The 21,167-nt window shown below is 58.1% G+C and carries 19 protein-coding genes, 1 tRNA gene and 1 pseudogene; 15 read left to right on the top strand and 6 right to left on the bottom strand.

Translation table 11 applies throughout. The features are described 5' to 3' along the window. Positions 1-300: 300 nt before the first annotated feature. The 8 genes from C8K44_RS08935 (at position 301) to C8K44_RS27280 (ending at position 9,979) form a co-directional block, all read left to right on the top strand. Entirely contained in the window at positions 301-1,005 is a 705-nt protein-coding gene (locus C8K44_RS08935) for a sugar phosphate nucleotidyltransferase (RefSeq protein ID WP_109575405.1), read from the top strand. Further along, on the top strand, positions 972-1,895 hold the full coding sequence (locus tag C8K44_RS08930; protein WP_109575404.1) for a GDP-mannose 4,6-dehydratase: 924 nt from the start codon (positions 972-974) through the stop codon (positions 1,893-1,895). The genes C8K44_RS08935 and C8K44_RS08930 overlap by 34 nt, the downstream gene beginning before the upstream one ends. Next, the gene (locus tag C8K44_RS08925; RefSeq protein WP_109575403.1) at positions 1,892-2,884 is read left to right on the top strand and encodes a glycosyltransferase family 2 protein; all 993 of its coding nucleotides are present in this window, start codon (positions 1,892-1,894) and stop codon (positions 2,882-2,884) included. The genes C8K44_RS08930 and C8K44_RS08925 overlap by 4 nt, the downstream gene beginning before the upstream one ends. A 16-nt stretch (positions 2,885-2,900) precedes the next feature. After that, a complete protein-coding gene (locus C8K44_RS08920) occupies positions 2,901-4,142 on the top strand; it encodes a polysaccharide biosynthesis protein (RefSeq protein WP_199227052.1) in 1,242 nt (413 codons plus the stop codon). 12 nt (positions 4,143-4,154) lie between these two features. Continuing rightward, on the top strand, positions 4,155-5,045 hold the full coding sequence (locus tag C8K44_RS08915; protein WP_109575402.1) for a class I SAM-dependent methyltransferase: 891 nt from the start codon (positions 4,155-4,157) through the stop codon (positions 5,043-5,045). A gap of 31 nt (positions 5,046-5,076) precedes the next feature. Then, positions 5,077-5,433, top strand: a complete 357-nt coding sequence (locus tag C8K44_RS08910) for a hypothetical protein (protein ID WP_109575401.1) — start codon at positions 5,077-5,079, stop codon at positions 5,431-5,433. Further along, a complete protein-coding gene (locus C8K44_RS08905) occupies positions 5,433-8,243 on the top strand; it encodes a YfhO family protein (protein WP_109575400.1) in 2,811 nt (936 codons plus the stop codon). The genes C8K44_RS08910 and C8K44_RS08905 overlap by 1 nt, the downstream gene beginning before the upstream one ends. A gap of 191 nt (positions 8,244-8,434) precedes the next feature. Then, positions 8,435-9,979, top strand: a complete 1,545-nt coding sequence (locus C8K44_RS27280) for a glycosyltransferase (protein ID WP_146203920.1) — start codon at positions 8,435-8,437, stop codon at positions 9,977-9,979. Positions 9,980-10,134: 155 nt separating this feature from the next. On the opposite strand, the gene C8K44_RS08890 is transcribed toward C8K44_RS27280, so the two are convergent. Beyond that, positions 10,135-10,857 carry a hypothetical protein gene (locus C8K44_RS08890; RefSeq protein WP_146203919.1) on the bottom strand — a complete coding sequence of 241 codons (723 nt, stop codon included), beginning with the start codon at positions 10,855-10,857 and terminating at the stop codon, positions 10,135-10,137. Between the two features lie 989 nt (positions 10,858-11,846). Between C8K44_RS08890 and C8K44_RS27900 the strand changes: the two are divergent. Further along, positions 11,847-12,029, top strand: a pseudogene (locus C8K44_RS27900) (DUF736 family protein); the annotation flags it as partial. Between the two features lie 424 nt (positions 12,030-12,453). Here the strand turns inward: C8K44_RS27900 and C8K44_RS08875 are convergent. Both C8K44_RS08875 and C8K44_RS08870 read right to left on the bottom strand, forming a co-directional pair. After that, a tRNA-Lys gene (locus tag C8K44_RS08875) sits at positions 12,454-12,529 on the bottom strand. A gap of 101 nt (positions 12,530-12,630) precedes the next feature. After that, the gene (locus C8K44_RS08870; protein WP_109575442.1) at positions 12,631-13,545 is read right to left on the bottom strand and encodes a PhzF family phenazine biosynthesis protein; all 915 of its coding nucleotides are present in this window, start codon (positions 13,543-13,545) and stop codon (positions 12,631-12,633) included. Between the two features lie 186 nt (positions 13,546-13,731). Here C8K44_RS08870 and C8K44_RS08865 point away from each other — a divergent pair, with 186 nt between their 5' ends. Genes C8K44_RS08865 through C8K44_RS08855 form a run of 3 tightly spaced genes read left to right on the top strand, consistent with a single transcriptional unit; the run spans position 13,732 to position 16,958 of the window. Then, positions 13,732-15,030: an efflux RND transporter periplasmic adaptor subunit gene (locus C8K44_RS08865; protein ID WP_109575394.1), complete on the top strand. Its 1,299-nt coding sequence runs from the start codon at positions 13,732-13,734 to the stop codon at positions 15,028-15,030. Between the two features lie 8 nt (positions 15,031-15,038). Then, positions 15,039-15,743: an ABC transporter ATP-binding protein gene (locus C8K44_RS08860; RefSeq protein WP_109575393.1), complete on the top strand. Its 705-nt coding sequence runs from the start codon at positions 15,039-15,041 to the stop codon at positions 15,741-15,743. Positions 15,744-15,746: 3 nt separating this feature from the next. Beyond that, positions 15,747-16,958: an ABC transporter permease gene (locus tag C8K44_RS08855; RefSeq protein WP_109575392.1), complete on the top strand. Its 1,212-nt coding sequence runs from the start codon at positions 15,747-15,749 to the stop codon at positions 16,956-16,958. Between the two features lie 9 nt (positions 16,959-16,967). On the opposite strand, the gene C8K44_RS08850 is transcribed toward C8K44_RS08855, so the two are convergent. The 3 genes from C8K44_RS08850 to C8K44_RS08840 all read right to left on the bottom strand — a co-directional run bounded on the left by C8K44_RS08850 (position 16,968) and on the right by C8K44_RS08840 (position 19,352). Next, on the bottom strand, positions 16,968-17,366 hold the full coding sequence (locus C8K44_RS08850; RefSeq protein WP_245417424.1) for a cupin domain-containing protein: 399 nt from the start codon (positions 17,364-17,366) through the stop codon (positions 16,968-16,970). A 146-nt stretch (positions 17,367-17,512) separates the two neighbouring features. After that, positions 17,513-18,226, bottom strand: a complete 714-nt coding sequence (locus C8K44_RS08845; RefSeq protein WP_109575390.1) for a hypothetical protein — start codon at positions 18,224-18,226, stop codon at positions 17,513-17,515. A gap of 13 nt (positions 18,227-18,239) precedes the next feature. Further along, positions 18,240-19,352: an endonuclease/exonuclease/phosphatase family protein gene (locus tag C8K44_RS08840; protein ID WP_109575441.1), complete on the bottom strand. Its 1,113-nt coding sequence runs from the start codon at positions 19,350-19,352 to the stop codon at positions 18,240-18,242. 154 nt (positions 19,353-19,506) lie between these two features. On the opposite strand from C8K44_RS08840, the gene C8K44_RS08835 reads away from it, so the two are divergent. The 3 genes from C8K44_RS08835 to C8K44_RS08825 all read left to right on the top strand — a co-directional run bounded on the left by C8K44_RS08835 (position 19,507) and on the right by C8K44_RS08825 (position 21,097). After that, positions 19,507-20,016: a BA14K family protein gene (locus C8K44_RS08835; protein ID WP_109575389.1), complete on the top strand. Its 510-nt coding sequence runs from the start codon at positions 19,507-19,509 to the stop codon at positions 20,014-20,016. A gap of 134 nt (positions 20,017-20,150) precedes the next feature. Further along, positions 20,151-20,702 carry a BA14K family protein gene (locus C8K44_RS08830; protein ID WP_109575440.1) on the top strand — a complete coding sequence of 184 codons (552 nt, stop codon included), beginning with the start codon at positions 20,151-20,153 and terminating at the stop codon, positions 20,700-20,702. A 101-nt stretch (positions 20,703-20,803) separates the two neighbouring features. Then, positions 20,804-21,097: a PilZ domain-containing protein gene (locus tag C8K44_RS08825; protein WP_109575388.1), complete on the top strand. Its 294-nt coding sequence runs from the start codon at positions 20,804-20,806 to the stop codon at positions 21,095-21,097. Positions 21,098-21,167 lie beyond the last annotated feature (70 nt).

Genomic DNA, 21,167 nt, shown 5'->3' with positions numbered 1-21,167 from the left:
CGGACACAAGGTACCGATATCGTTGATCAATCACGATGGCGCCACCAGCCCGTCATTGTGAAACAGCCGGGAAACTCCACCTTCCGGCGGTCCAATAAACGGTATCGGATCAAAACCGCCGAGGCTCTAATTACCGCTGGATGACAGTTCAGTGGCAGGTCAGATCGCCTCCCTGTTTCTGGGCTACCCGATGTCGCGCTTGCCAACGATGGCTTGAGTTGCTAACGCTCACCCCACCACTGTGGGGCGCAGGCCACAAGGCTCCTTTTCATTTTTGATTCCCTAAAACGGAGCAATGCTTTGACGCGTGCAGTTATTCTTGCCGGCGGTCGGGGGACCCGGCTCAGGCCCTACACTATATCTCTGCCAAAGCCGCTGATGCCGATCGTCGACCAGCCGATCCTGGAAATCATCATCCGCCAGCTTGTAAAGGCAGGCTTCGATCGAGTCACTCTTGCCGTCAACCACCAGGCCGACATACTGCGCGCCTACTTCGGTGACGGCTCGAAATGGGGCGTGAACATCGACTACTCGCTCGAGACGGAGGCGCTCGGGACCATGGGGCCTCTGAAGCTGATCTCTGACCTACCCGATGACTTTTTGATTATGAATGGCGACATCCTGTCCGACATTGATTACGCCGCTTTCTATGGCGAACATGTGGACAATCATCGGCTATTTAGCATTTCCGCGGCGAACCGTATCCAGCAGATCGACTATGGCGTACTGCAAGTCAAAGAGGACAGGTTGTCCAGCTTTGAGGAAAAGCCGTCCATTCCTTATCTCGTTAGTATGGGCGTCTACTGCATGAATAGATCAATTCTTGATCGCATTCCATCGGGTCGACCTTATGGATTCGATCATCTCGTCCTCGATATGCTTGCATCCAATCTGGACGCGACGGTGCGGCCACACGAAGGATACTGGCTCGACATTGGCCGTCCCGACGACTACCAACGCGCGATCGACGAATGGCCGCGACTTTCGTCGTCGCTGGGATTGTGAATAGACAGGTCAAAACTCGGATGTCTGGTTTCACCAATAAGCTAGTGGCGGTGACGGGCGCCAGCGGGTTCGTCGGCCGCAACCTCGTCAAACGGCTGCGCCTCGACGGCGCGAAGGTCTTGGAACTCTCGCGTGCCAGCGGCTTCGACATTCTGAGCGATCAAGCCAATCTCGAAGGGGTCACTCACGTTTTTCACATTGCCGGGTTGACAGGCATTCCGCACGCCTGGAAGGAGCCTGTGGCCTTTTTCGAGACCAATGCTCTTGGTACGATGCGGATCCTTGAGCAATGCAGACTTGCCAATTGCCCGATGACGTTCCTTAGCGCCTATATCTACGGAGCGCCGCAGTTCCTTCCGATCACTGAACAGCACCCTGTCGTCGCGAACAATCCGTATGGCTTTTCGAAGCGAGTTGCAGAGGATGCATGCACCTTCTACGTGCAGAATTATGGCCTTCGGTGCGTATCGTTGCGATTATTCAACACCTATGGTCCGGGCCAGTCGAGCGATTTTCTCCTGCCGTTTATCGTAGAGCAGGTTTTGGATGATTCCCGAGAGGCGATTGAAGTCCAAGACTTGGAGCCACGACGCGACTATGTGTTCGTGGACGACGTGGTCGACGCCATCGTTTCCGCTCAGAGCGCCGCACCAGGCTCGGTCTTCAACATAGGCAGCGGCGTGACATATTCTGTAGAGGAAGTGATCCAACTGACCCTGCGCGCTGCGGGCAGACAGAAGCCATATCGGGCCATGGGGGAGAAACGAAAGAATGAGGTCAACTGCGTCCAGGCTGATATCTCAGCGCTGCAGCAGGCTACGGGATGGCGGCCTCGCACTTCCCTCGCAGACGGGATACGGAAACTAATTGAGAATGCAGGACGACCGTGAAAACAATTGACATAGTTTGCCCGGTCTTCAGGGAAGAAGAGTCGATAGCGCTGTTCCACGAGGCGCTCGCGGCAGCAATTGGTTCTTATGGCCCCGAGTACCAGTTCCGCATCAGATACGTTTTAGACCCATGGCCCGACCGCACCGAAGACTTACTCAGATCGATTTCGGCCAGTGATGACCGCGTCGAAGTAGTCGTGATGTCACGTCGCTTTGGCCATCAGGCCGCCCTTGTTGCGGGTATGGACCTCAGCTCCGCAGACGCGATCATCATGCTTGACAGCGACCTTCAACATCCACCGAGCTTGTTGCCAGAACTGATCAGCGCCTGGGAATCTGGTGCTGACATTGTGCAGGCAGTACGTCGGGATCCACGAGATAGTAGTGCGTTCAAACGGCTAACGTCGCGCTGGTTCTATCAGGCTTTCCTGAAGCTGAGCGGCACCAACTTGCAAATAGGCGCAGCAGACTACAGGCTAGTGTCGAGCCGGGTCGCCAAGCTCTTCCGCGATGACATTAAGGAACATAACCCATTCTTGCGGGGTCTTGTTGGTTGGGTCGGTTTCCGAATTGAATATGTACCGTTTGTTCCTGCTGCTCGGTCGCATGGACGTTCCAAGTATCGCGTTTCGACTTTGATCAATTTTGCTTTAAACGGCATCTGCTCTTTTTCTAAACTTCCGCTCCGCTGGTGTGTTACAGTCGGACTCATTCTTTCGTTCGTAAGCGTGCTTCTTGGCATAGCCCAAGTGCTTGTTTACAGTTTTGGCGTCTTGCAAGTACCTGGCTGGGCGTCTCTATTCTCCGCAATCAGTTTCATCGGCGGAATCCAGTTGTTTTTTTTGGGCGTCCTCGGCGAATATATCGGAATGATCTTCGACGAGGTCAAAGGCAGGCCACGATATATTGTCGACAGGCATAAAAAGGCCGCTACGACGCACGACCAACGGTCGGGTCAGGCGGAATTCGAACTTCCACGTTCACAATAAACACGACGAGCCAGTAATGACCAGCAGTCCATTGAACATGCGAATGCAGCCTTCGAGCCTCGACGCCTTGATAACCGGTCGTCCGATCTCGCTGTTGTCAGCCGATATCAAGGCCAACGCGGAAATGCTACGCGAGCTCATACAGGGAAAACGGATACTTGTTGTGGGCGGCGGCGGCTCGATTGGATCGGCGACAACATCATTGCTCGTCGACTATCAACCGTCGGTACTGCATGTTGTGGACCAGAGCGAGAATTATCTGGCTGAATTGGTGCGTCAATTGCGCGGAAGCCGGCTCGGCATCGATGCATCCATCGACTTCCGCACCTTTCCCTTGGACTATGGCAGTCCGATCATGGAGCGTTTGCTTTCGGAGACTGCGCCGTATGATTTTGTACTGAATTTTGCAGCCTTGAAACATGTCCGCTCCGAGAAGGATGTATTTTCACTTCTTCAGATGATTGATACAAACATCGTTCGCCATGCTCGGTTCAAGCGCTGGTTGAACGAAAATGGCCATGGGACTCGCTATTTTGCTGTCTCCACGGATAAAGCAGCCAATCCCACCAGCTTAATGGGGGCCAGCAAGCGGCTGATGGAAGACATGATTTTCGCCGTTGGAGCGGTAGAGGGCGGCACAACTACATCCGCTCGTTTTGCGAACGTGGCGTTTTCCAATGGCAGCCTTCTTCAGAGCTTTCACAATCGGGTAGCAATGCGCCAGCCGATCGCCGTACCGCGTGATACAAAACGCTACTTCGTCTCGCAGTCGGAAGCTGGCGAGATCTGTTTGCTCGCCACCTTTTTCGCTCCCAACCAACATATCGTCTTCCCCAGAATGAATCCGGAACAAGAATTGCAGACTCTCGAAAGCACTGCGGTACGTTTTCTTGCCCATCTAAAATATACGCCTACCTACTACGAAGATGAGGATCGCGCGCGCGCTGCGGTTGAAAGGGATGCCTCCCAAGGAAAATGGCCGCTTCTGATGACTGCACTCGATACTAGTGGAGAGAAGCCATACGAGGAGTTCTGCGGCGACGGAGAAACAGCTGTTGAGATTGGCCTCTCATCTCTACTTGCCCTAAGGCATCAGCCGTCGCCAGCCCTAGACGATGGGCTCTTTGAGAGGCTTGAAAACATGGTGCTTGATTCAAGGCCGGACGCCAGCAAAGAAGGGATTGTGGAGGCCCTATCGGCAGTTCTGACAAACTTCCGTCACATCGAAACCGGCCGCAATCTCGATCAGCGACTCTAAGGAACTGACGCAATGGGCTCGATCGAAAACCACAGAATGGCACCCGGAGTCGCCTTGGCCGAAGGCCCCTGCCTAGTATGTGGCGGCTTCCTCGGCAACTCTGCGCTGCCCGGCCTTTTGCGATGCGAGGCTTGCGGTTTCGTGACCGCTAATGTTTCGGTCTCTGACGAGGAACTCGAAAGGATCTACGGCGAGGATTACTTCCACGGAAATGAATACCTCGACTATCAAGCCGAAGAGAAAAGCCTGAGGCAAAACTTCCGCGACCGCATCCGCACATTGATGGCAAAGGTTGAGAATTTCGGCGATAGTGATCTATTCGAAATCGGCTGCGCCTACGGCTATTTCCTGGCGGAAGTGAGTGCCGATGTCCGCCGTGCATCCGGTATCGACATCTCTGCCGACGCGGTTGCCGCTGCGCGCGACAAGCGCAATGTCGATGCAATGTGCGGAGACTATCTAAATCATGAACTTGGCCGAACGGTCGACGTCATCACGATGTGGGACACGATCGAACACTTGAAGCGCCCGGATCAGTTTATCGCAAAGGCCGCCAGCGACCTCAAACCGGGCGGACATATAGCGCTTACAACTGGGGACATCGACAGCCTCAATGCGCAATTCCGGGGCAAGAATTGGCGAATGATCCACCCCCCCACTCATCTCCACTATTTCTCAGTTGCGACGCTGACTAGCCTGCTGAGCCGGCATGGTTTCGAAGTGGTCCACGCAAGCCATCCCGGCAATTCCCGCAACCTGCGGTCCATACTCTACTACATCATGGTCCTTCGCCTGAAACGCCCGAAAGTCTACGAGGCTTTGAACGCCAGCCGGCTATTCGATCTTCGCATCAAGATCAATCTTTTCGACATCATGTTCGTTATTGCGCGACGCCAGGCCTAAAGAACGTCGTCGAGTATAGGAATTGATCGACATGCGCACCGGAGACGTCATTCTGTTTTCCGTCTACACAATCACCAGCGTTGTGAGCCTGCTCGTAATCAAGATGTGGTTCCCAGCGGCCATATCCAAATGGTCGGACGGAGCGCTTGTATCAGCACCCAGCGCCTGGATCGGCTTTGGAGCGATGCTCTATGTGACGAGCTTCTTGGTCTGGATGACTATACTCTCACGAAACGAACTGTCGCTCGCCTATCCTACAGCTATTGGCCTAACACTAGTATTTTCGACGGTCGCGGCGCGGCTAATTCTGCAAGAGGATCTCTCCGCTATGCGGATCATCGGGATGCTCACCATTATGCTTGGGATCATTTTAGTGGTTAGGTCGTGATGCGCTCTGATACAGCCTTCACGGCCTCAGAATCGGTTCTGCACCGTGCATATCTCCTGTGGGGATTACTGTTCTTCACTGCTTTTTATCTGATGTTCTTCTCGTCTGCCTTACTGGAACAACGCCTTCTCGCTCCAGGTGATGGATACAACTTCTACTTCCCTGCTGTATCGATGCCTTGGGTACTTTGGGAACCCAAGATCCTAGCTGGCTACCCGGTATTTGCCGACCCTCAGTTTTTTTCTTGGTACCCTCTCCGATGGATCATGACCGATTACAATGCCTTCGTTGTTTCGGCTTATGTTATCGCAAGCACCTTAACATACGGATATGTTTTCTGGAGAACACGGTCGTTTTCTGCCGCAATAGCTTCCGGGATAGTCTACGGAACCGGTAGTTTCATGACAGGCCACTTGGGCCACGCAAGCATTATACACTCGGCTGCTTGGCTGCCGCTAGTTGTTTGGAGCGTTGACGCTTTCGATCGATATCGCTCAGCAAGCTGGTTTGCCGCGGGCTCTTCCGCCGTCGCCCTTTGTATATTAGGCGGCCACCCGCAGATATCCTTTTATATCCTGCTATTAGCCGGGTTTTTGGCATCCGCAAAGCTCTGGTGCCATAGGACAAAGGGATGGACATACCTGCTCAACTTAGCGCTGTTTTACTGCTTGATGGTGGCTCTCGGCCTAGCCCTCGCATCAATTTACATTATCCCATTCATTGAACTCAGCGGGATGAGTAGCCGGGCCTCCGCGTGGACCTATGCCGATTTTACGTCATATTCACTTCCACTAAGGCAACTACCATCGGCTTTCGTCCCCTACCTTTTCGGCGGCGGAGACGGGAACAAAGTGCCCTATTTTGGAGCGTGGTGGGGTCCGACCGAGATAATGGTCTTTGCCGGTACAGGCACACTAGTTGCCGTAGTTTTGGCCGCCGTCAGCCGCAAAAAAGGGGATGATACGATTTTTTGGATCGTCACAGTCATCGTAGCGCTGATTATTTGCACAGTCGGTGAAAACAAGCTTGGCAGAGTACTGTATTCCATTCCGGTGTTGGGAAGTTTCCGAGCTCAAGCGCGGGCAGCTATGATTTTCACGTTTGCGATCGCGGTTTTGGCTGGTTTCGGTATCAACCGCACCGTGCGCAGTAGGGTGTCCGATCGACAAATAATTGTTGCCGGCTTCATCATGCTTGCGGCAACATTGGCGGCAACATCTTGGGTGGTTTCGACCAAATGGTGGACACACGCTGCTGCCGCATCAGGCGCCGACTGGAAGTCCGTCGTCCCGAAAATATTGTTCGCATGTTCCATGGTGATTGCGACAGCCATTAGCCTGCTCGTTCTGAGGCGAGCCAGATATACTGCTGCCATTTCCGCCTTACTGCTAGCCGTTGTCGCCATAGACCTGTCACAGTTCGGTTGGCTCTATGAATGGAGGTATGGTCCGAGCAAGAACCTTACCATGTCGCTCGATTGGGAAAGATTTGCCAAGGACAGTATGACCAGGGGGGGGCGGACCCTGCTTCTACAAGAACCTCCCCCCGGAGGTACACCTTTTGGCCCGAATCTGAACCTCAAACATGGTGTCGCCTCTGCCAATGGATATGGGCCGCTAGAATCCAAAGCTTATCTAGATACGACGGGCATAGACAACTCAGGCTTTCTTTCAGAACCGCCCAGCAGCGCTATGACTGAGACTTTGGCCGTATCGTCCGTACTATTCGGTGATGCGATCTCCACGGCTGTGCGCGTTGGCGATTGCTCCCGCCCCAGCAGGAAGCAGTCCCTGACGGTCCGCCTTCCAAAGACAATCTATGCTTCAGAGATGGAAGTGATCTCGATGCTGGGGTGCTCGATCAATCGAAAGGACGGCGAGATCGCACTGTCGATACGAATGACAGCCGACACTGGAAAGGTCTCGGTACCTCTGATCGTTGGGCGCGATACGGCCGAATGGGCATATGATCGTGCCGACGTCACGCCAGTTGTCCAGCATTCGAAGGCTGCCATCTATCTGCCTCTCACAGGCAACGGAATGCAAGGCAATCGCTATATTGCCAGATTGCCGATCCCGTCGAACAAGCGAATACCAGTCAACATGGTCACTGTTGAACTCCCGGCGGGAAATGAGGGCGTGGTGGAATTGAGCCGGTTGCAGTTAATTGACGCGTCAACGGGCATTCGTCACAACATCAATCTTGCGGAATTGGCGCTGAATAGGCAAGACATCACAACTTCCCAAATCGAAGGATATAATGTCATACACTTTGGCGAAGGGCGTGTTGAATCTGCCTGGCTTGTGGGCAAGACACTACAACTTTCATCAGACGAAGCAGCGCAAAGTGTACGAACCGGGCAGCTTCCCGATGGCAGCAGCTTCGACCCACGGAGCCTGGCGCTGGTGGAGCAATCCACGGGCATGCTTAGCGGAACAGAAAACGGCCCGCTCAGTCCGGTGAAACGCATCGAACAAACACCTGTCCGACAGGTTTTCGAAGTGTCGACGTCGGCACCGGCCCTGCTTTTCGTCAGCGAGTCATATCACCCTGGTTGGAAGGCGCGCGTAAACGGTGTGCAGACTGACTTATTGAGGACGAATGGAGCCTTTCAGGGCATAATAGTTCCCGCGGGCCAAAGCGTAGTGGAACTCAACTTTCGGCCTCTCAGCCTGGCCATTGGTGGGGCCGTCACCGCTAGCGCGGCCATCTTTTTAGGAGTTCTGTTCCCGCTAGAGAGAGCGCGACGACGTCGCCCTCTGAATGCAAGACGCGCGCCATCACCTGAACCAAGCCTTGCGCGAGATTGAGTTGCCGTCACCGATCCGCGGGGGCTTCCAGGGTTCGTTAGTGCATCCTGGCCTGATAAATGAGGCTGGAAAGGCGGAGACAATGGTGAAGCCATCGCCAAACTTACCAAGTTGCATATCTGAGTAATCACATATTCCGGCGACAAAACTCCTTCGCCCATATGATACTTCGACAAATAGAATGCGCCCGCATGACAGAGTTTCGACCGCTTCGTATCCTGATTGCGAATATCTGCCTGGACGGCAGAACCGGGACGGAAATCCTCACACGCGAGATTGCAATTGCGTTACAACAAGATGGCCACAGTCCCATTGTATATGCGCAGCAACTTGGGCCTATCGCTGATGAGATTCGGTCGCGAGGTATTCCGGTCACTGACGATATTCGGACTGTCACAGGCGAGATCGACCTCATCCATGGTCACCACAGCCCTGTCACTGCCACGGCAATAGCGCGCTTTCCGAATTCGCCTGCAATCTTCTTTGCGCATGATTTTGTCAGTTGGCACAGTGTGCCTCCGCATCTGCCCGCCATACGACGTTACGTTGCAGTTGACGAAACAGTGGCCGATCTTCTTCGCTATCAGAGCGGAATCCCCCTGGAGAAAATTTGTCTCCTCTTGAACTCGGTCGATCTTAATCGCTTCAGACCTGGCCCCGAACTTCCGCCTAAACCCAAGCGCGCGCTGGCCTTCGCGAAAAACCATCAACACCTCCAGGCCGTCAGAAATGCCTGCATGGCACGGGAGATCGAAGTCGACTTCATCGGTGGGGCTGTTGGAAATATAACGGACGAACCGGAAAAGCTTTTGCCCGAATACGACTTGGTGTTCGCGTCGGCTCTGAGCGCCATAGAGGCGATGGCTTGCGGCCGCGCCGTAATTGTCTGCGATGGTCGCGGCCTAGCCGGACTGGCCAGGCCGCAAAACTGGCAATCCTGGAGAAGGCTAAATTTTGGACTTCGCACGCTACAGCGAGAGGTAACATCCGACGCCCTTATTGCGGAGATTGACCTCTACAACGGCGCGGAAGCTTGTGCTGTGGGCGAACGCACGCGTGCCGAGGCAAGCCTCAAAGAATGGGTGCGTGAGTGCCAGTCGATCTATGCCGATGTTTTGAGGGAGCACCGCAGCGTGCCCCCCTCCCCAGCCAACTCTAGTGCAGCGATGGCCACATATCTGCAGGCTTGGTTACCGCGGCAAGGACTGGCTTGGCCGTGGATGAAGGAGCGAGATGAACTGATCGCTCAGATAGGGCGACTGCGGAGTGACCTAGCACCTCTTCAGACGCCTGGTCTTTATTCTCTGGGAATCGAAGCACGACCCGAACATTTTTTTCGCTTCAGCGGATTTTCATTGATTGAGCAATGGGGCGTCTGGACAGACGGTGAATTGGCGAGCATCGAAATGAGCCTGGCGTCGGATGCGGTGCCAAAGGCGATTGAACTAACGTTGATGCCCTTCATCAACGAGGAACATCCCTCGATGACAGTTGATCTATTTGTAAATGGAAGCTTGGTATCAAAACGAGCATTTCAACACATACCTGCAGCCACTTCACAAATCACGGGACCTGCTGAACGGTGGAGAGTGCCGCTGACAGCCCCAGTCACCGCCGGGGGAACCTTGTGGCTAGCATTCCGCATTGACGCACCTTGCGCACCAAGCGCAGTCGGAATCAGCAATGATCCCCGGCGCTTGGGGGTCGGACTCATTTCGATAAACTTAAGCGCATAGAGCCTCCCGTATTCTCTACGCGTCACCGCGCTCACACAATCGCGCTATGTTGAGCCCCATCGCAAATGTGTCAGGCTTTAACCGCACGGAACTGTAGGTTCCCCATAGCCGGCAGCTCTCCAGGGTCCATCTTCGACCGGACTGAACCCGTATTTCTATTGCAAGCTTAAAATCGCGCGCGCAATCGGTAGGACATGATCACGGTACGTAATCAGATTAGCATAGCGGCCAGTTGAGATCCGCTCCTTTGCAAACGTCTCCCATTGCGGCTCAAATCGTTCCGGCCAGTCGAACTCTTGTCGCATCAGCACCTCGCGCCCAAAGGATTCAGGTGCCTCCTCGAATATGCGTCGGGCCTCTTCAGCAAGCGGTGTATAGGCTCGAATGGCAGCGACCTTGCGTTCACGCGCGGCGGGATCGAGCACCACCTCAATCTTGCAGTCTCCCGCAATGCCCGGAATGGCAGCGGAGACCAAGTGGGTAACTGTAGCACCGGCGGCAGTGAGCCTTGCAGATAAGGCTTCCCCGACCGCTGACGTCAGGTCGTGCACGGGATTGTAGCCATCGACAGCATCGGCAACGACAGTCACGAGAGGCTCGTTCTTCACGGTTTCGAATATCACATTCGCAACATTGCGAAATGGAACAGCGTCCCTAGCAAGGATTGCATCGTACCAGTCCCGATCGGACATTTGGCAAAAGACCGGCCCAGGCTCAGCTCCTGCGGCCGCTAGTGTTTCCCTTGAGTATCTTGTTCTGGACGACTGGTTTCCGCCGGAACCGTTTGTCAATATGCAAACCACCGGCCGGACCCGCTCCATCCAGTGAAAGATCCGCAATTCATGCCCTGGATGCGCTAGTAACAAAATCGTTTTCATCATTGTCATCCGTTTCGGCAGAGTGGCGGTATGTACCCACGTTCTAATATGCGAGTGATCACAACCAATGACGGCGTCAAGACTTATTTCGATAACGTTCGGCCCGCCGGTGACCACACGATGATCACGGGCCCAAGTCGCGAGGAAGAATTCTCATATTGTTGAGATTGCCGATCGCCACCGCGTCGTCCTGAACGGTGCACAGTCTACTCCAGGACAAAGTAGTCGAACTCATCCCCTTCGCTATATCGGTGCCCACATGCTTGATGGGTGACCCGCCGGAGGAAATCGGACGTTCCCGAACTTAGCGGCTGCATGTACTGGCTCGCCCCGTTGGATGTGAAGCACACACAGGAAGCCAATTTGCCCGTTGCAGGCCGATTGCGTGGTTCAGCGGCATGGTGGGCAGAACGTTTTGAGCAAAACGTTACCATCATTCATCGTCATATATTTGCTCCTAAAGAGCCCGCACAGAATTCCCGCCCATCAGTGGAGTACTTGAGGACCCGCAGCCTCACCGGGCATCTCGGTTATTCCCAGCGGGATAGCAGCGGCAACCACAGTTCCAAAGACTCAAGCGGTGCTGGCACAAGGCGCGAACTCATTTCACCAAGCTTTCAAAACGGCCATAAGCGCAGGGGTCGAACGATGCGCACGGATCGCACCCATGGCGGCGAGTAAACAGGATGGCGCGACTTGGGCCTGGGATAGCCCCTTGATCCATCCCACTAAAGCGCACCAAGGCGGTCTCATCGATGGGTGTTTTGCCTGGGGCCGGCTTCGCCTGATCGCCTTCGGCGCAATGGCTAGTCGCGACTTTCTTCCCCCTGCTGCTTCGCGCCATTCCTCGCGCGCAACAAAGTCGCGCCAGCGCCATCCTCCGCTTACGCTTCGGCCCCATGGGTGCGCCGTTGATCGCCTCCAGCCTATCGACCACCATCGAGACCGCAATGGTGCAGGCTCGAACGATTGGATCAAGGTGAACTACCATGGCTACCATCGGCACCTTCAAGAAGTCCGCCAACAACGAGTTCACCGGCGAGATCGTAACTCTCAGCGTTCAGGCCCGCAGCGTCCGCATCGTCCCCGAAACCCGCACCACTGGCGACAACGCTCCCAGCCACCGGGCCTTCGTCGGCAGCGCCGACATCGGCGCCGCCTGGACCAAGCGCAGATCTGGCACTGGGACGGTGGGTACCTGCTTGGGGTACCCAAGGGAGAATGAGCACGACCTCCACCAGGCGCCTATGCGAACTGCTGGGCGCAGGTGCCTTACGCGATAGAGCGGCGTGGCCAGGGCCACTACGGCCGCACCTTGGCTGTGATCAGCGTGGGGGATGTCGATGTTGGACGAGGCTCGTCGAGGAGCGCTACGCCCGGACTTGTCCAGGTCGTTACACTGACTAATGCGGCTGCATCGCTTGAATCGAAGCCAACCGAAGTTGGGCGAACATGCCAACTAAAATTGAGCGCTACACCGGTGCGCGCTAGAACAAGAACAGAACGCGAGTTGGCAACCGCGCACCAGGATTGGAAACTGTTTCCAATCCTACATCTCGGCCAATCAGCGAAAATCTAACAATTTCAGGGAGTTATTGGTGGGTGCGACAGGGATCGAACCTGTGACCCGCTGATTAAGAGTCAGCTGCTCTACCAACTGAGCTACGCACCCACGCGGTCGTTTCAGCGACCGTGGCGGCATATAGCCATACCAATTTTCCCTGTCCACCCCCTCCGGCGCTTTTTCTTCACGTCGGCAAAAATTCCTGCAAATCAGGCGTAAATTATGCCCTCCGCAACCTTCACCGCGTGCCCGCCGATGCGTCCAGCGACCAAATTGCCACCCGAGACGTCCAATTCGAGCCTGATTCGTGACGGCCGGCCCATTTCGATTCCCTGTTCGATCCAGAATCGCGACACGCCATCGGTCGGTTTGTCGAAATGCATGATGACGCCGGCGAACGCGGCCGCCGCCGAACCGGTGGCCGGATCTTCATAAGACCGGCTTCCGGGAACCATCATGCGGGCGTGGAAGGCGTTGTCGTGGCCCACGGTCTCGCGGCAATAGACATAGGCGCTGGCGACCGCGGAATCGTTCTTGCGCGGCGAAAACGCAAACCAGGCCTCGTTGTCGAAGCGGATCCGGCTCGCGGCCTGCATGTCGGCCACGGGCACGGCGATGTAGGGAACGCCCGCCGACCACAGCGACACGCGGTGATTTTCAAAACCGATCTCATGAGGCGCAAGCCCGACTGCGGCCGCAACAGCATCGGCACTTGCCGCAAGCGGCATCGGTTCGGGCAGCTTTGGCAGGTCGAACTCGGCAAACAGGTGATTGCCGATCTTGTTTACCGCGCAGCGCACCAGGCCAATGTTCTCTTCCAGCACGAAGATGCCGGCCAGATCGGCGCCCTGCCCCATTTCCGTCAACGCGACCGCGGTACCAACAGTTGGATGCCCGGCAAAGGGCATCTCATAGTCGGGCGTGAAGATGCGTACGCGCGCCTTGTGCTTCGCGTTCTCGGGCGGCAGCACGAAGGATGTCTCCGACAGGTTGAATTCCCTGGCGATGGACTGCATTTCGGCCAGGCTCAGCCGCTTGGAATCGACCACCACGGCAAGTGGATTGCCGGCGAGCCTGTCTTCGGTAAAGACGTCATAAATAAAATACTTGCGCCCGATCGTCATGTTTGCTCCTTCGCTATCCGGCAACATGAGCGAAATTTAATTTGAATTCCGGGTCCATACAGCCGATCTGTGATTCTAATGCATGATCCCGAAATGTGGGACCGATTTTCCAACGGGACCATGCGCGATCAAATGGAATAGAGCAGGCTCTAAACCTCATTTCTGGGACCATCGAAGGGATCTGGGTTGGACCAGCTTGTAAATCGCGCCGAGCAGGCGGGCGCCCCCTCCATCGAGGCAGCGCTTGGTCTGGACGGCAAGGGCCGCGCCACGCGTCGTCGCAAGAATTGGCTCTGGCTGCTTCTGGCGCTGGTGGCGGCCGCCTGCGCCTACGCGGCCTATTCGTGGTTGGCGGCACCATCCGAAAAGATCACCTACACCACTCACCCTGCCGAGATCGGCGATCTCATCGTCCAGGTTTCGGCCACGGGCAATCTGCAGCCCCTCACCCAGGTCGATATATCGAGCGAGCTGTCGGGCGTGGTCCGGTCGGTCGCCGTCGTCGAAAACCAGCACGTCAAGAAGGGCGATGTGCTCGCCGCCCTCGACACGACCAGGCTTTCGGCCCAGATCGAACGAGCCCAAGCCTCGGCCAAGGCAGCTGCCGCCAAGGTCGAGGACACGCGCACCACGCTGTCCGAGACTGCCCGGACGCTCACCCGCGCCCAGGAACTGACGCGGCGCGGCATGGCCACCACCCAGGCGCTCGAGGCTGCCACCGCCGAGCGCGACCGTGCCCAGAGCGCGCTCGACATGGCGGAAGCCAATCTCGCCATCGCCGAGGCTGATCTCAAGCTGCAGCAGGCCGACCTCGCCAAGAGCACCATCTACGCGCCCATCGACGGCGTGGTGCTGACGCGCTCGGTCAATCCCGGCCAGACCGTGGCGTCGTCCATGCAGGCGCCCGTTCTGTTCGTGCTCGCCGCCGATCTGTCCCAGATGGAACTCAAGGCTGCCGTCGACGAGGCCGACATCGGCTCGGTGGCAAAGGAGCAGAACGCACGCTTCACCGTCGATGCCTTTCCAAACCGCAGCTTCGACGCCACCATCCGCGATATCGCCTATGCATCGGTCACCACCGACGGCGTGGTCACCTACAACGCCTGGCTCGATGTCGAAAACGACGAGCTTCTACTGCGGCCAGGCATGACCGCCACGGTCTCGATCGTTACGCGTGACGCCAAGGGCGTGCTCACAGTGCCGGCGACCGCCTTCCGTTACCGGCCGACGCCTACCGCCCGCAACTCCGGCTTCTCCCTGCAGAACCTGTTCCTCGGTCGGCCCAATCGTGGTCCAACCGACCGCAGTCGCCCGACCTCGACGCCCGCCGACGGCTCACGCACGCTCTATGTGCTCAGAAACGGCGCGCCGGTTGCTGTGCGGGTCAAGACCGGTTCGACGGATGGCGACCGCACCGAAATCACGTCAGGGCTGAGCGCCGGCGATGCGGTCATTACCGCCTCGTCCTCCGCCAAGGCCAATTGAGAACTGGCATGGGCCGGGCTCCGCTCATCGTCTTCGACAAGGTCTGGAAAACCTACGGCCAAGGTGAAGCCGAGGTGCGCGCGCTCGCCGGCATCGACCTCGAGATCGGCCAGGGCGAGTTCGTCGCCATCATGGGCCCATCCGGTTCGGGCAAGTCGACCGCGATGAACATCGTCGGCTGCCTCGATACGCCCACATCAGGCCGCTATGGCTTCATGGGCACCGACGCTGGCCGCCTCGACCGCAATCGCCGTGCTGCGCTTCGCAACCTCTATATCGGTTTCGTCTTCCAGGGCTACAATCTGTTGCCGCGCACCACCGCGGCTGAAAATGTCGAACTGCCGCTGATCTATCGCGGCGTGTCGGCACATGAGAGGCGCGCGCTGGCCATGAAAGCGCTTGCCGAAGTCGGCCTTGAAGGCCGCGAGCACCACACGCCGGCCGAGCTTTCCGGCGGCCAGCAGCAGCGCGTAGCGATTGCCCGCGCCATCGTCACTCGCCCCACGCTTCTCGTCGCCGACGAACCCACCGGCAATCTCGACACTGCCCGCAGCCACGAGATCATGCAACTGCTCACCCGCCTCAACGGGGAATACGGGCTCACCATCGTCATGGTCACCCACGAGGCAGACATCGCTGTCTATGCAGGGCGCACCATCGCCTTCCGCGACGGCCATGTCGCCTCCGACACGCAAAAGATCGAGGCGGCATAGGCGATGATCTGGGAAACTGTCCGCCTCGCCCTTCGCTCGGTCCGCCGCAACGCACTGCGCTCGTTCCTGACCTTGCTCGGCATCGTCATCGGCGTTGCCGCCGTCATTGCCATGCTGACCATCGGCAGCGGCACGACGGCGAAGGTAAAGGCGGATATCTCTCAGCTCGGCAGCAACCTGCTGATCGTTCGCGCCGGCCGCCCACCCGCCCCGGGCTCAGGCCCGCAGCAGACAATCCGGGCACTTGGTGAAAAGGAAGTGGCGGCACTGACCGCTCATCTCGAAGGCGTCCGTGCGGTCTCCCCGGCATCGCAGAAGCAAGTTCGCGTCGTCTTCGGCACAGAGAGCCTGACCTCCTCCATCACCGGCACCGACAATGCCTATCTCGACGCTCGCGATTGGAAGGTCGCTTCCGGCCGCCCCTTCAGCGAATCCGAAGTGCGCGGCGGCATCAATGTCTGCCTGATCGGCGAAACCGTGCGCCAGCAGTTCTTTGGAGCCGGCGACCCCGACGGTGCGGCCATCCGCGTCGGCCGCATGAGCTGCAAGGTCATCGGCCTGCTCGAACCCAAGGGCTATTCCGGTTTCGGCCAGGACCAGGACAACGTCGTGCTGATGCCGCTATCCGCCTTCCAACGCCGCATCGCCGGCAATCGCGACATTGAAACGATCTACGTCGCCGCCGACGACACCACGCCCACCCAGGTGGTACAAACGCGCATCGAAGACATCATGCGCGACACGCGCCGAGTCACGGCCGACCGCGAGGATGATTTTTCGGTCCGCGACATGACCCAGGTCGCCGACGCCATGGCTAGCGCCACCGCCACCATGACCGGCATGCTGGGCGCCGTCGCTGGCGTCAGCCTGCTTGTCGGCGGCATCGGCATCATGAACATCATGCTGGTGTCGGTCACCGAGCGCACGCGCGAGATCGGCATCAGACTCGCCATCGGCGCGCATGAAAAACATATCCTCGTCCAGTTCCTGGTCGAGGCGACGGTGCTGTCGCTGCTTGGCGGACTGATCGGCATCGCCATTGGCCTGGCGCTGGCAGGAGCTGCATCGCTCGCGCTTTCCATCCCCTTCGCGCCAAGCCTCGCTGTTGTGCTGCTCGCCGTCGGCTTTTCAGCGCTGATCGGCATGGTTTTCGGCTTCTTCCCGGCTCTGCGCGGCGCCCGCCTTGATCCCATCGAAGCGCTCAGGCACGAATAGGAACGTCTGCTATTGCTTCAGCACCGTGTTGGCAGTGCCTTCCTCGACCTGGTCGATCACCAGAAGCTTGACCGGATCGGCCCCAACATTTGCGCCCTGATGCCACGTGCCGATCATCTCGACGATGAAGTCGCCCTTATTGTAGCTGGTGCTCTTGCCGGTATCGACATTGGTCACCTGCAATTGGCCCTCAAGCACGTAGGCGTAGCGGGCCGACGGGTGCATATGCACCGGCAACGTGGCTCCGGGCGGAATCTCGAAGGACGAGACCAGCACCTGCACGTTCTTTTGCGGCAACATGATCGGCTGGCCACTGGCCGTCACCGTGGTCGAGGCAAGCGGCGTCACGACGACCTTGGCACCGGCGTTGCTGGTATCGAATGCGTCGGCAGCACCACTTTGGGACAGAAACCGCCAACGCGATGGCGCCAAGAAAGAGACTTGTTCGAGCAGTCAGGCTGGCCATCGCATCCCCCGAAGTCTTGCAGCGCATCAGATTGTGACGCCGTGGCACCTTGGCAGCAAGCACTTTCGCGCAGGCTTGTCAGCCGACTTCAGTTCTTCGAAAAATGCCACTCCGCCAGCGAGCGCATATGTGGCATCAACCCCTCCGGCAGATCGTGCATGCCCCGGATGATGACAGGCCCTTCGATCTCCGGTTCGGTTTCGGTAGCAACAAATTCTGCGATCCGCCTCGCCAGCTCATCGGCTGTCTCGGCCATATGGTAGCAGCGCACGATCACCGTCCCGCTTTCAACTGAAAGCGCGTAGCAACGTTCCTCGCGGCTGGCCTGGCCGAGATCGAGGCCGGTTTCCTCGCGCACCTCGCGCGCCATGTTGTAGTCGAGGTCGACCTGCCCGTTGGCAAAATCCTCCGGCTCAAATGAGCCCGCGGCGAAGTAGACCTTTCCCGCATTGGCCGTATGCGCGCCCATCCGGATCGCCACCAGCGCATTGTCGCTCGCAATCAGCATGGCATGCGCGAAGGCGTGCTCGGCGCTGGTGACTGGCTTCAACTTCCGCCACAGCATGAAGGTCGAGAACCGAATGGCATGACAGCGCCCGGTTAGTCGGTTGTCGCGGTAGGAAAGCTCCGACAGCAGCACCACTGTGCCGTCGAACAGCGATGGCCTCAGCTCGTTCTCGGCGGTCCAATTGGCTGCGATGGCAGCGGCATTGTCGCGCTCGAACGGATGTGGCTGGGGATCGAGGCGTACGTCGATGACGTCGACGGGCAGGATCTGATTGCGCGGAATGTCGAAGGCCAAGACGAGGTCTTTCTCAGGTGATGGCAATGGTGACGGCTACCGGGCAGTGGTCGGAGGCCTTTGGCCGGTCCCAGCCGGCGCGCGGATAGCGCTCCACCTCCTGCCCGGGTGGAAAGATCGTGCGCCAGGGCTGGCCGCGACGGATGATATCGGGCATTACCTGCGCATTCGTGCGCGCCAATGCCGGAGACAGCAGGATATAGTCGAGCTGGCACAGGTGCCGCTCCTGCGGCCCACGCGTGTGATAGAGCGTCCAGCGGTCCATTTCCGGTCGCCGCTCGACGATGTTTTCAGCAAAGCCGTCGCCAACCAGCACGCCGATGCTGGAATCGCTGTCGTCGGCGACGGTGAAATTGTAGCCTTGATAGGCATCGCCCCCGATCACCAGCCGCTGACGGTAATCGTTCATATCGCCGCAGATCACCCAGCGTTTTTCGGCCGCATGGTCCTTGCCGAAACGGTTCTCGATGATCCGTCGCACGGCCTTGGCTTCGGCTACGCGGATCGGCATCGTCGCTTCGCGCCCGTTCATGCCGTTGCGCGGCGATCCCATTGACTTGAAATGCACCGAATACATGGTCAGCGGCCTGCCGCCGATCTTGACGTCGATCTCCAGGCAGTCGCGCCGGAAGATGCGCTCGAACGGCTCCTGCCCAAGTTCGGCAAGCTCGGGCGTGTGCAGCCCGAATTCCTCGAAGGTGACATGCGCGTGGCTGGTCATGCGCACGAACTCTATCGGCTCGCCTTGCGCGGTCTCGGTGCGCATCATCACCGCAACATCGATGCCGCGCGAGTCATTGCCGGAGGTTGTGTATTTGTGCTGGTAGCCTTGGCCTACCATCTTGAACAGATAGCCATACTCGAAGGCTTTCAGTGCCTCGATATTGTCGACCTCCTGCAGGCAGATGATATCGGCCCTGGTTTCAGCGATCGCAAGGGCAGTCAGCTGGCGGTTGTCGTCGGCATGCGCGATCGCGCGAGCCTGCTCGAGCAAGCGATATTCGGCCTCGCTGTTGATCTCGAACAAGGCCAGCGTTCGGTCCTCGTTGAGCTGATTGCGGTAGCCGGAATAATCGAACCTGTTCATAAGGTTCTCGACATTGAAGGTAGCAAGGCGCAGCGACATGGCCGCGAGCATTGCCTTCATGTCGGGCCAAATACAAGCCCTGCCCCGGAACCGGCGCCGTTCATGACACGTTCAGGCTGAAAGGCGGAAGTTGCCTCACCTCCATCGAAACTATGGGCTGGGGCCTCTGGGATTCGGATATCAGGAGACGACAATGAAACGCGAACTCTCATCACTTGCACGCTCAGGCCTTGTCGCCCTTGGCCTGGTGGTGGGCTTGCCCTTGGCGGCGTCCGCCGGGCCGGCCAGCTTGGCGCGACCGGCAACGCCTGTTCCTCAAGCAAATGCGGATTTGACGAAAGTACAATATTGCGGCGGCTACGGCTGCAGGCCGTATCGCAACGACGGCTGGGGCGGCGACGGCTGGCGCGGGCGCGACTATCGCCGCTACGACAACAACTGGCGTGGGAACTACAGGCCCTACCGCCCCAACTATTTCGGCGGCACCGGCATCTACTTCAATTTTGGTGTCCCGGCCTACCGCTACTACGAACCCCGCTACTACCAGCCGCGCTATTATGAGCCCCGCCGCGTCTATCGCTCCGGCGTCTCGTCACCGCATGCGCGCTGGTGCTACAGCCGGTACCGTTCTTACCGTGCCTGGGACAACACGTTCCAGCCCTACAATGGTCCGCGCCAGCAGTGTTGGTCCCCCTATCGCTGATCGGCACTTAGCGCGACATCACCCGTGAGACGGCGTTACCTGCTGGAACGTCTGCACTAGCGGCGCGTTAATGTGTGCGCCGTAGTGCAGCCGCTCCGGACCTGCACGGACGCCGTTTTTCCGTGGAGGTCGCCATGATGTACATCTTCTCAGCGGTGGCGCGCTCAGGACTGCTGGTCCTCGGCACGCTGGCCTGCACAACCTTGCCAACATTGGCTGGTCCCATTTCGATGCCCTATCCGGCCAGGCCTTCGGATGCGCCTCAACCCCAGAACGCTGTACTCCGGGCGGACGGCAATCTTGACCGAATGGTGCAACTTGTTCGCGATGGCGGTGGTTGGCATGGCGGTGGTGGTTGGCATGGCGGCGGCTGGAACGGTCACGGCTGGCACGGCGGTGGCTGGCGTGGCGGTTGGTACGGCGGCTGGGGTGGCTGGGGCGGCGACGCCTTCGCCTTGGGCCTGGGACTGGGTTTAGCTGCCCCACTCTACGCCTATGGCCCGTACAACTATGACCCAATCTACGTGCAGCCAAGCTATGTCAGGCCGCGCTACGTCGCCCCGGTCGCGCTCTCCAGGGCCCACATCCGCTGGTGCTACAACCGCTACCGTTCGTATTCGGTCTACACCAACACCTTCCAGCCCTACAATGGACCGCGCCAGCAGTGCTGGTCACCATACGGCTGAGGCTGCGGCGTTTTCTGTGTAGTAGCCGCAAACCGGATGTTTAGAAGTCGGGCCCATGACGGCGCCGGACCGACTCGCCCGCATGATTCTGAGCTAGCTTGATGACCGACGACACCGCGACCAACAAACAGCGCGAGCATCGCAACCGGGTGCTCAAGGGTGCGTCGATCATCACCGGCGTCAGCAATTCGGAAATTACCTGCACGATCCGCAACATGCACCAGGGCGGCGCGGAACTGCGCGTCGGCGCCGACGCGCGCATCCCGGAGCGCTTCCTGCTCTACGTGCCGGTCGACGGGATCGGCTATCGCTCGGTCGTGCGCTGGCGCCGTAGCGACCGCGTCGGCGTGCAATTCGAAGGCACCGAGCCCAAACCCGCCTGGCACTACGGCTGAGCAAATCCTTGAAATGAAAAACCGGCGGATTGCTCCGCCGGTTCTGTATTTCCGAAACCAATAGCCGCGC

This window comes from Aminobacter sp. AP02 (assembly GCF_003148805.1).
In the GTDB taxonomy this organism is placed as follows: Bacteria; Pseudomonadota; Alphaproteobacteria; order Rhizobiales; family Rhizobiaceae; genus Aminobacter.
This window is presented reverse-complemented; position numbering and strand designations above follow the sequence as displayed.

Excerpts from the sequence above, each read along its gene's own strand:
- C8K44_RS08930 (WP_109575404.1), top strand. The coding sequence starts at position 972 with ATGGCCGCGACTTTCGTCGTCGCTGGGATTGTGAATAGACAGGTCAAA.
- C8K44_RS08920 (WP_199227052.1), top strand. The coding sequence starts at position 2,901 with ATGACCAGCAGTCCATTGAACATGCGAATGCAGCCTTCGAGCCTCGAC.
- C8K44_RS08915 (WP_109575402.1), top strand. The coding sequence starts at position 4,155 with ATGGGCTCGATCGAAAACCACAGAATGGCACCCGGAGTCGCCTTGGCC.
- C8K44_RS08910 (WP_109575401.1), top strand. The coding sequence starts at position 5,077 with ATGCGCACCGGAGACGTCATTCTGTTTTCCGTCTACACAATCACCAGC.
- C8K44_RS08905 (WP_109575400.1), top strand. The coding sequence starts at position 5,433 with ATGCGCTCTGATACAGCCTTCACGGCCTCAGAATCGGTTCTGCACCGT.
- C8K44_RS27280 (WP_146203920.1), top strand. The coding sequence starts at position 8,435 with ATGACAGAGTTTCGACCGCTTCGTATCCTGATTGCGAATATCTGCCTG.
- C8K44_RS08890 (WP_146203919.1), bottom strand. The coding sequence starts at position 10,857 with ATGAAAACGATTTTGTTACTAGCGCATCCAGGGCATGAATTGCGGATC.
- C8K44_RS08870 (WP_109575442.1), bottom strand. The coding sequence starts at position 13,545 with ATGACGATCGGGCGCAAGTATTTTATTTATGACGTCTTTACCGAAGAC.
- C8K44_RS08860 (WP_109575393.1), top strand. The coding sequence starts at position 15,039 with ATGGGCCGGGCTCCGCTCATCGTCTTCGACAAGGTCTGGAAAACCTAC.
- C8K44_RS08855 (WP_109575392.1), top strand. The coding sequence starts at position 15,747 with ATGATCTGGGAAACTGTCCGCCTCGCCCTTCGCTCGGTCCGCCGCAAC.
- C8K44_RS08840 (WP_109575441.1), bottom strand. The coding sequence starts at position 19,352 with ATGTCGCTGCGCCTTGCTACCTTCAATGTCGAGAACCTTATGAACAGG.
- C8K44_RS08835 (WP_109575389.1), top strand. The coding sequence starts at position 19,507 with ATGAAACGCGAACTCTCATCACTTGCACGCTCAGGCCTTGTCGCCCTT.
- C8K44_RS08830 (WP_109575440.1), top strand. The coding sequence starts at position 20,151 with ATGATGTACATCTTCTCAGCGGTGGCGCGCTCAGGACTGCTGGTCCTC.
- C8K44_RS08825 (WP_109575388.1), top strand. The coding sequence starts at position 20,804 with ATGACCGACGACACCGCGACCAACAAACAGCGCGAGCATCGCAACCGG.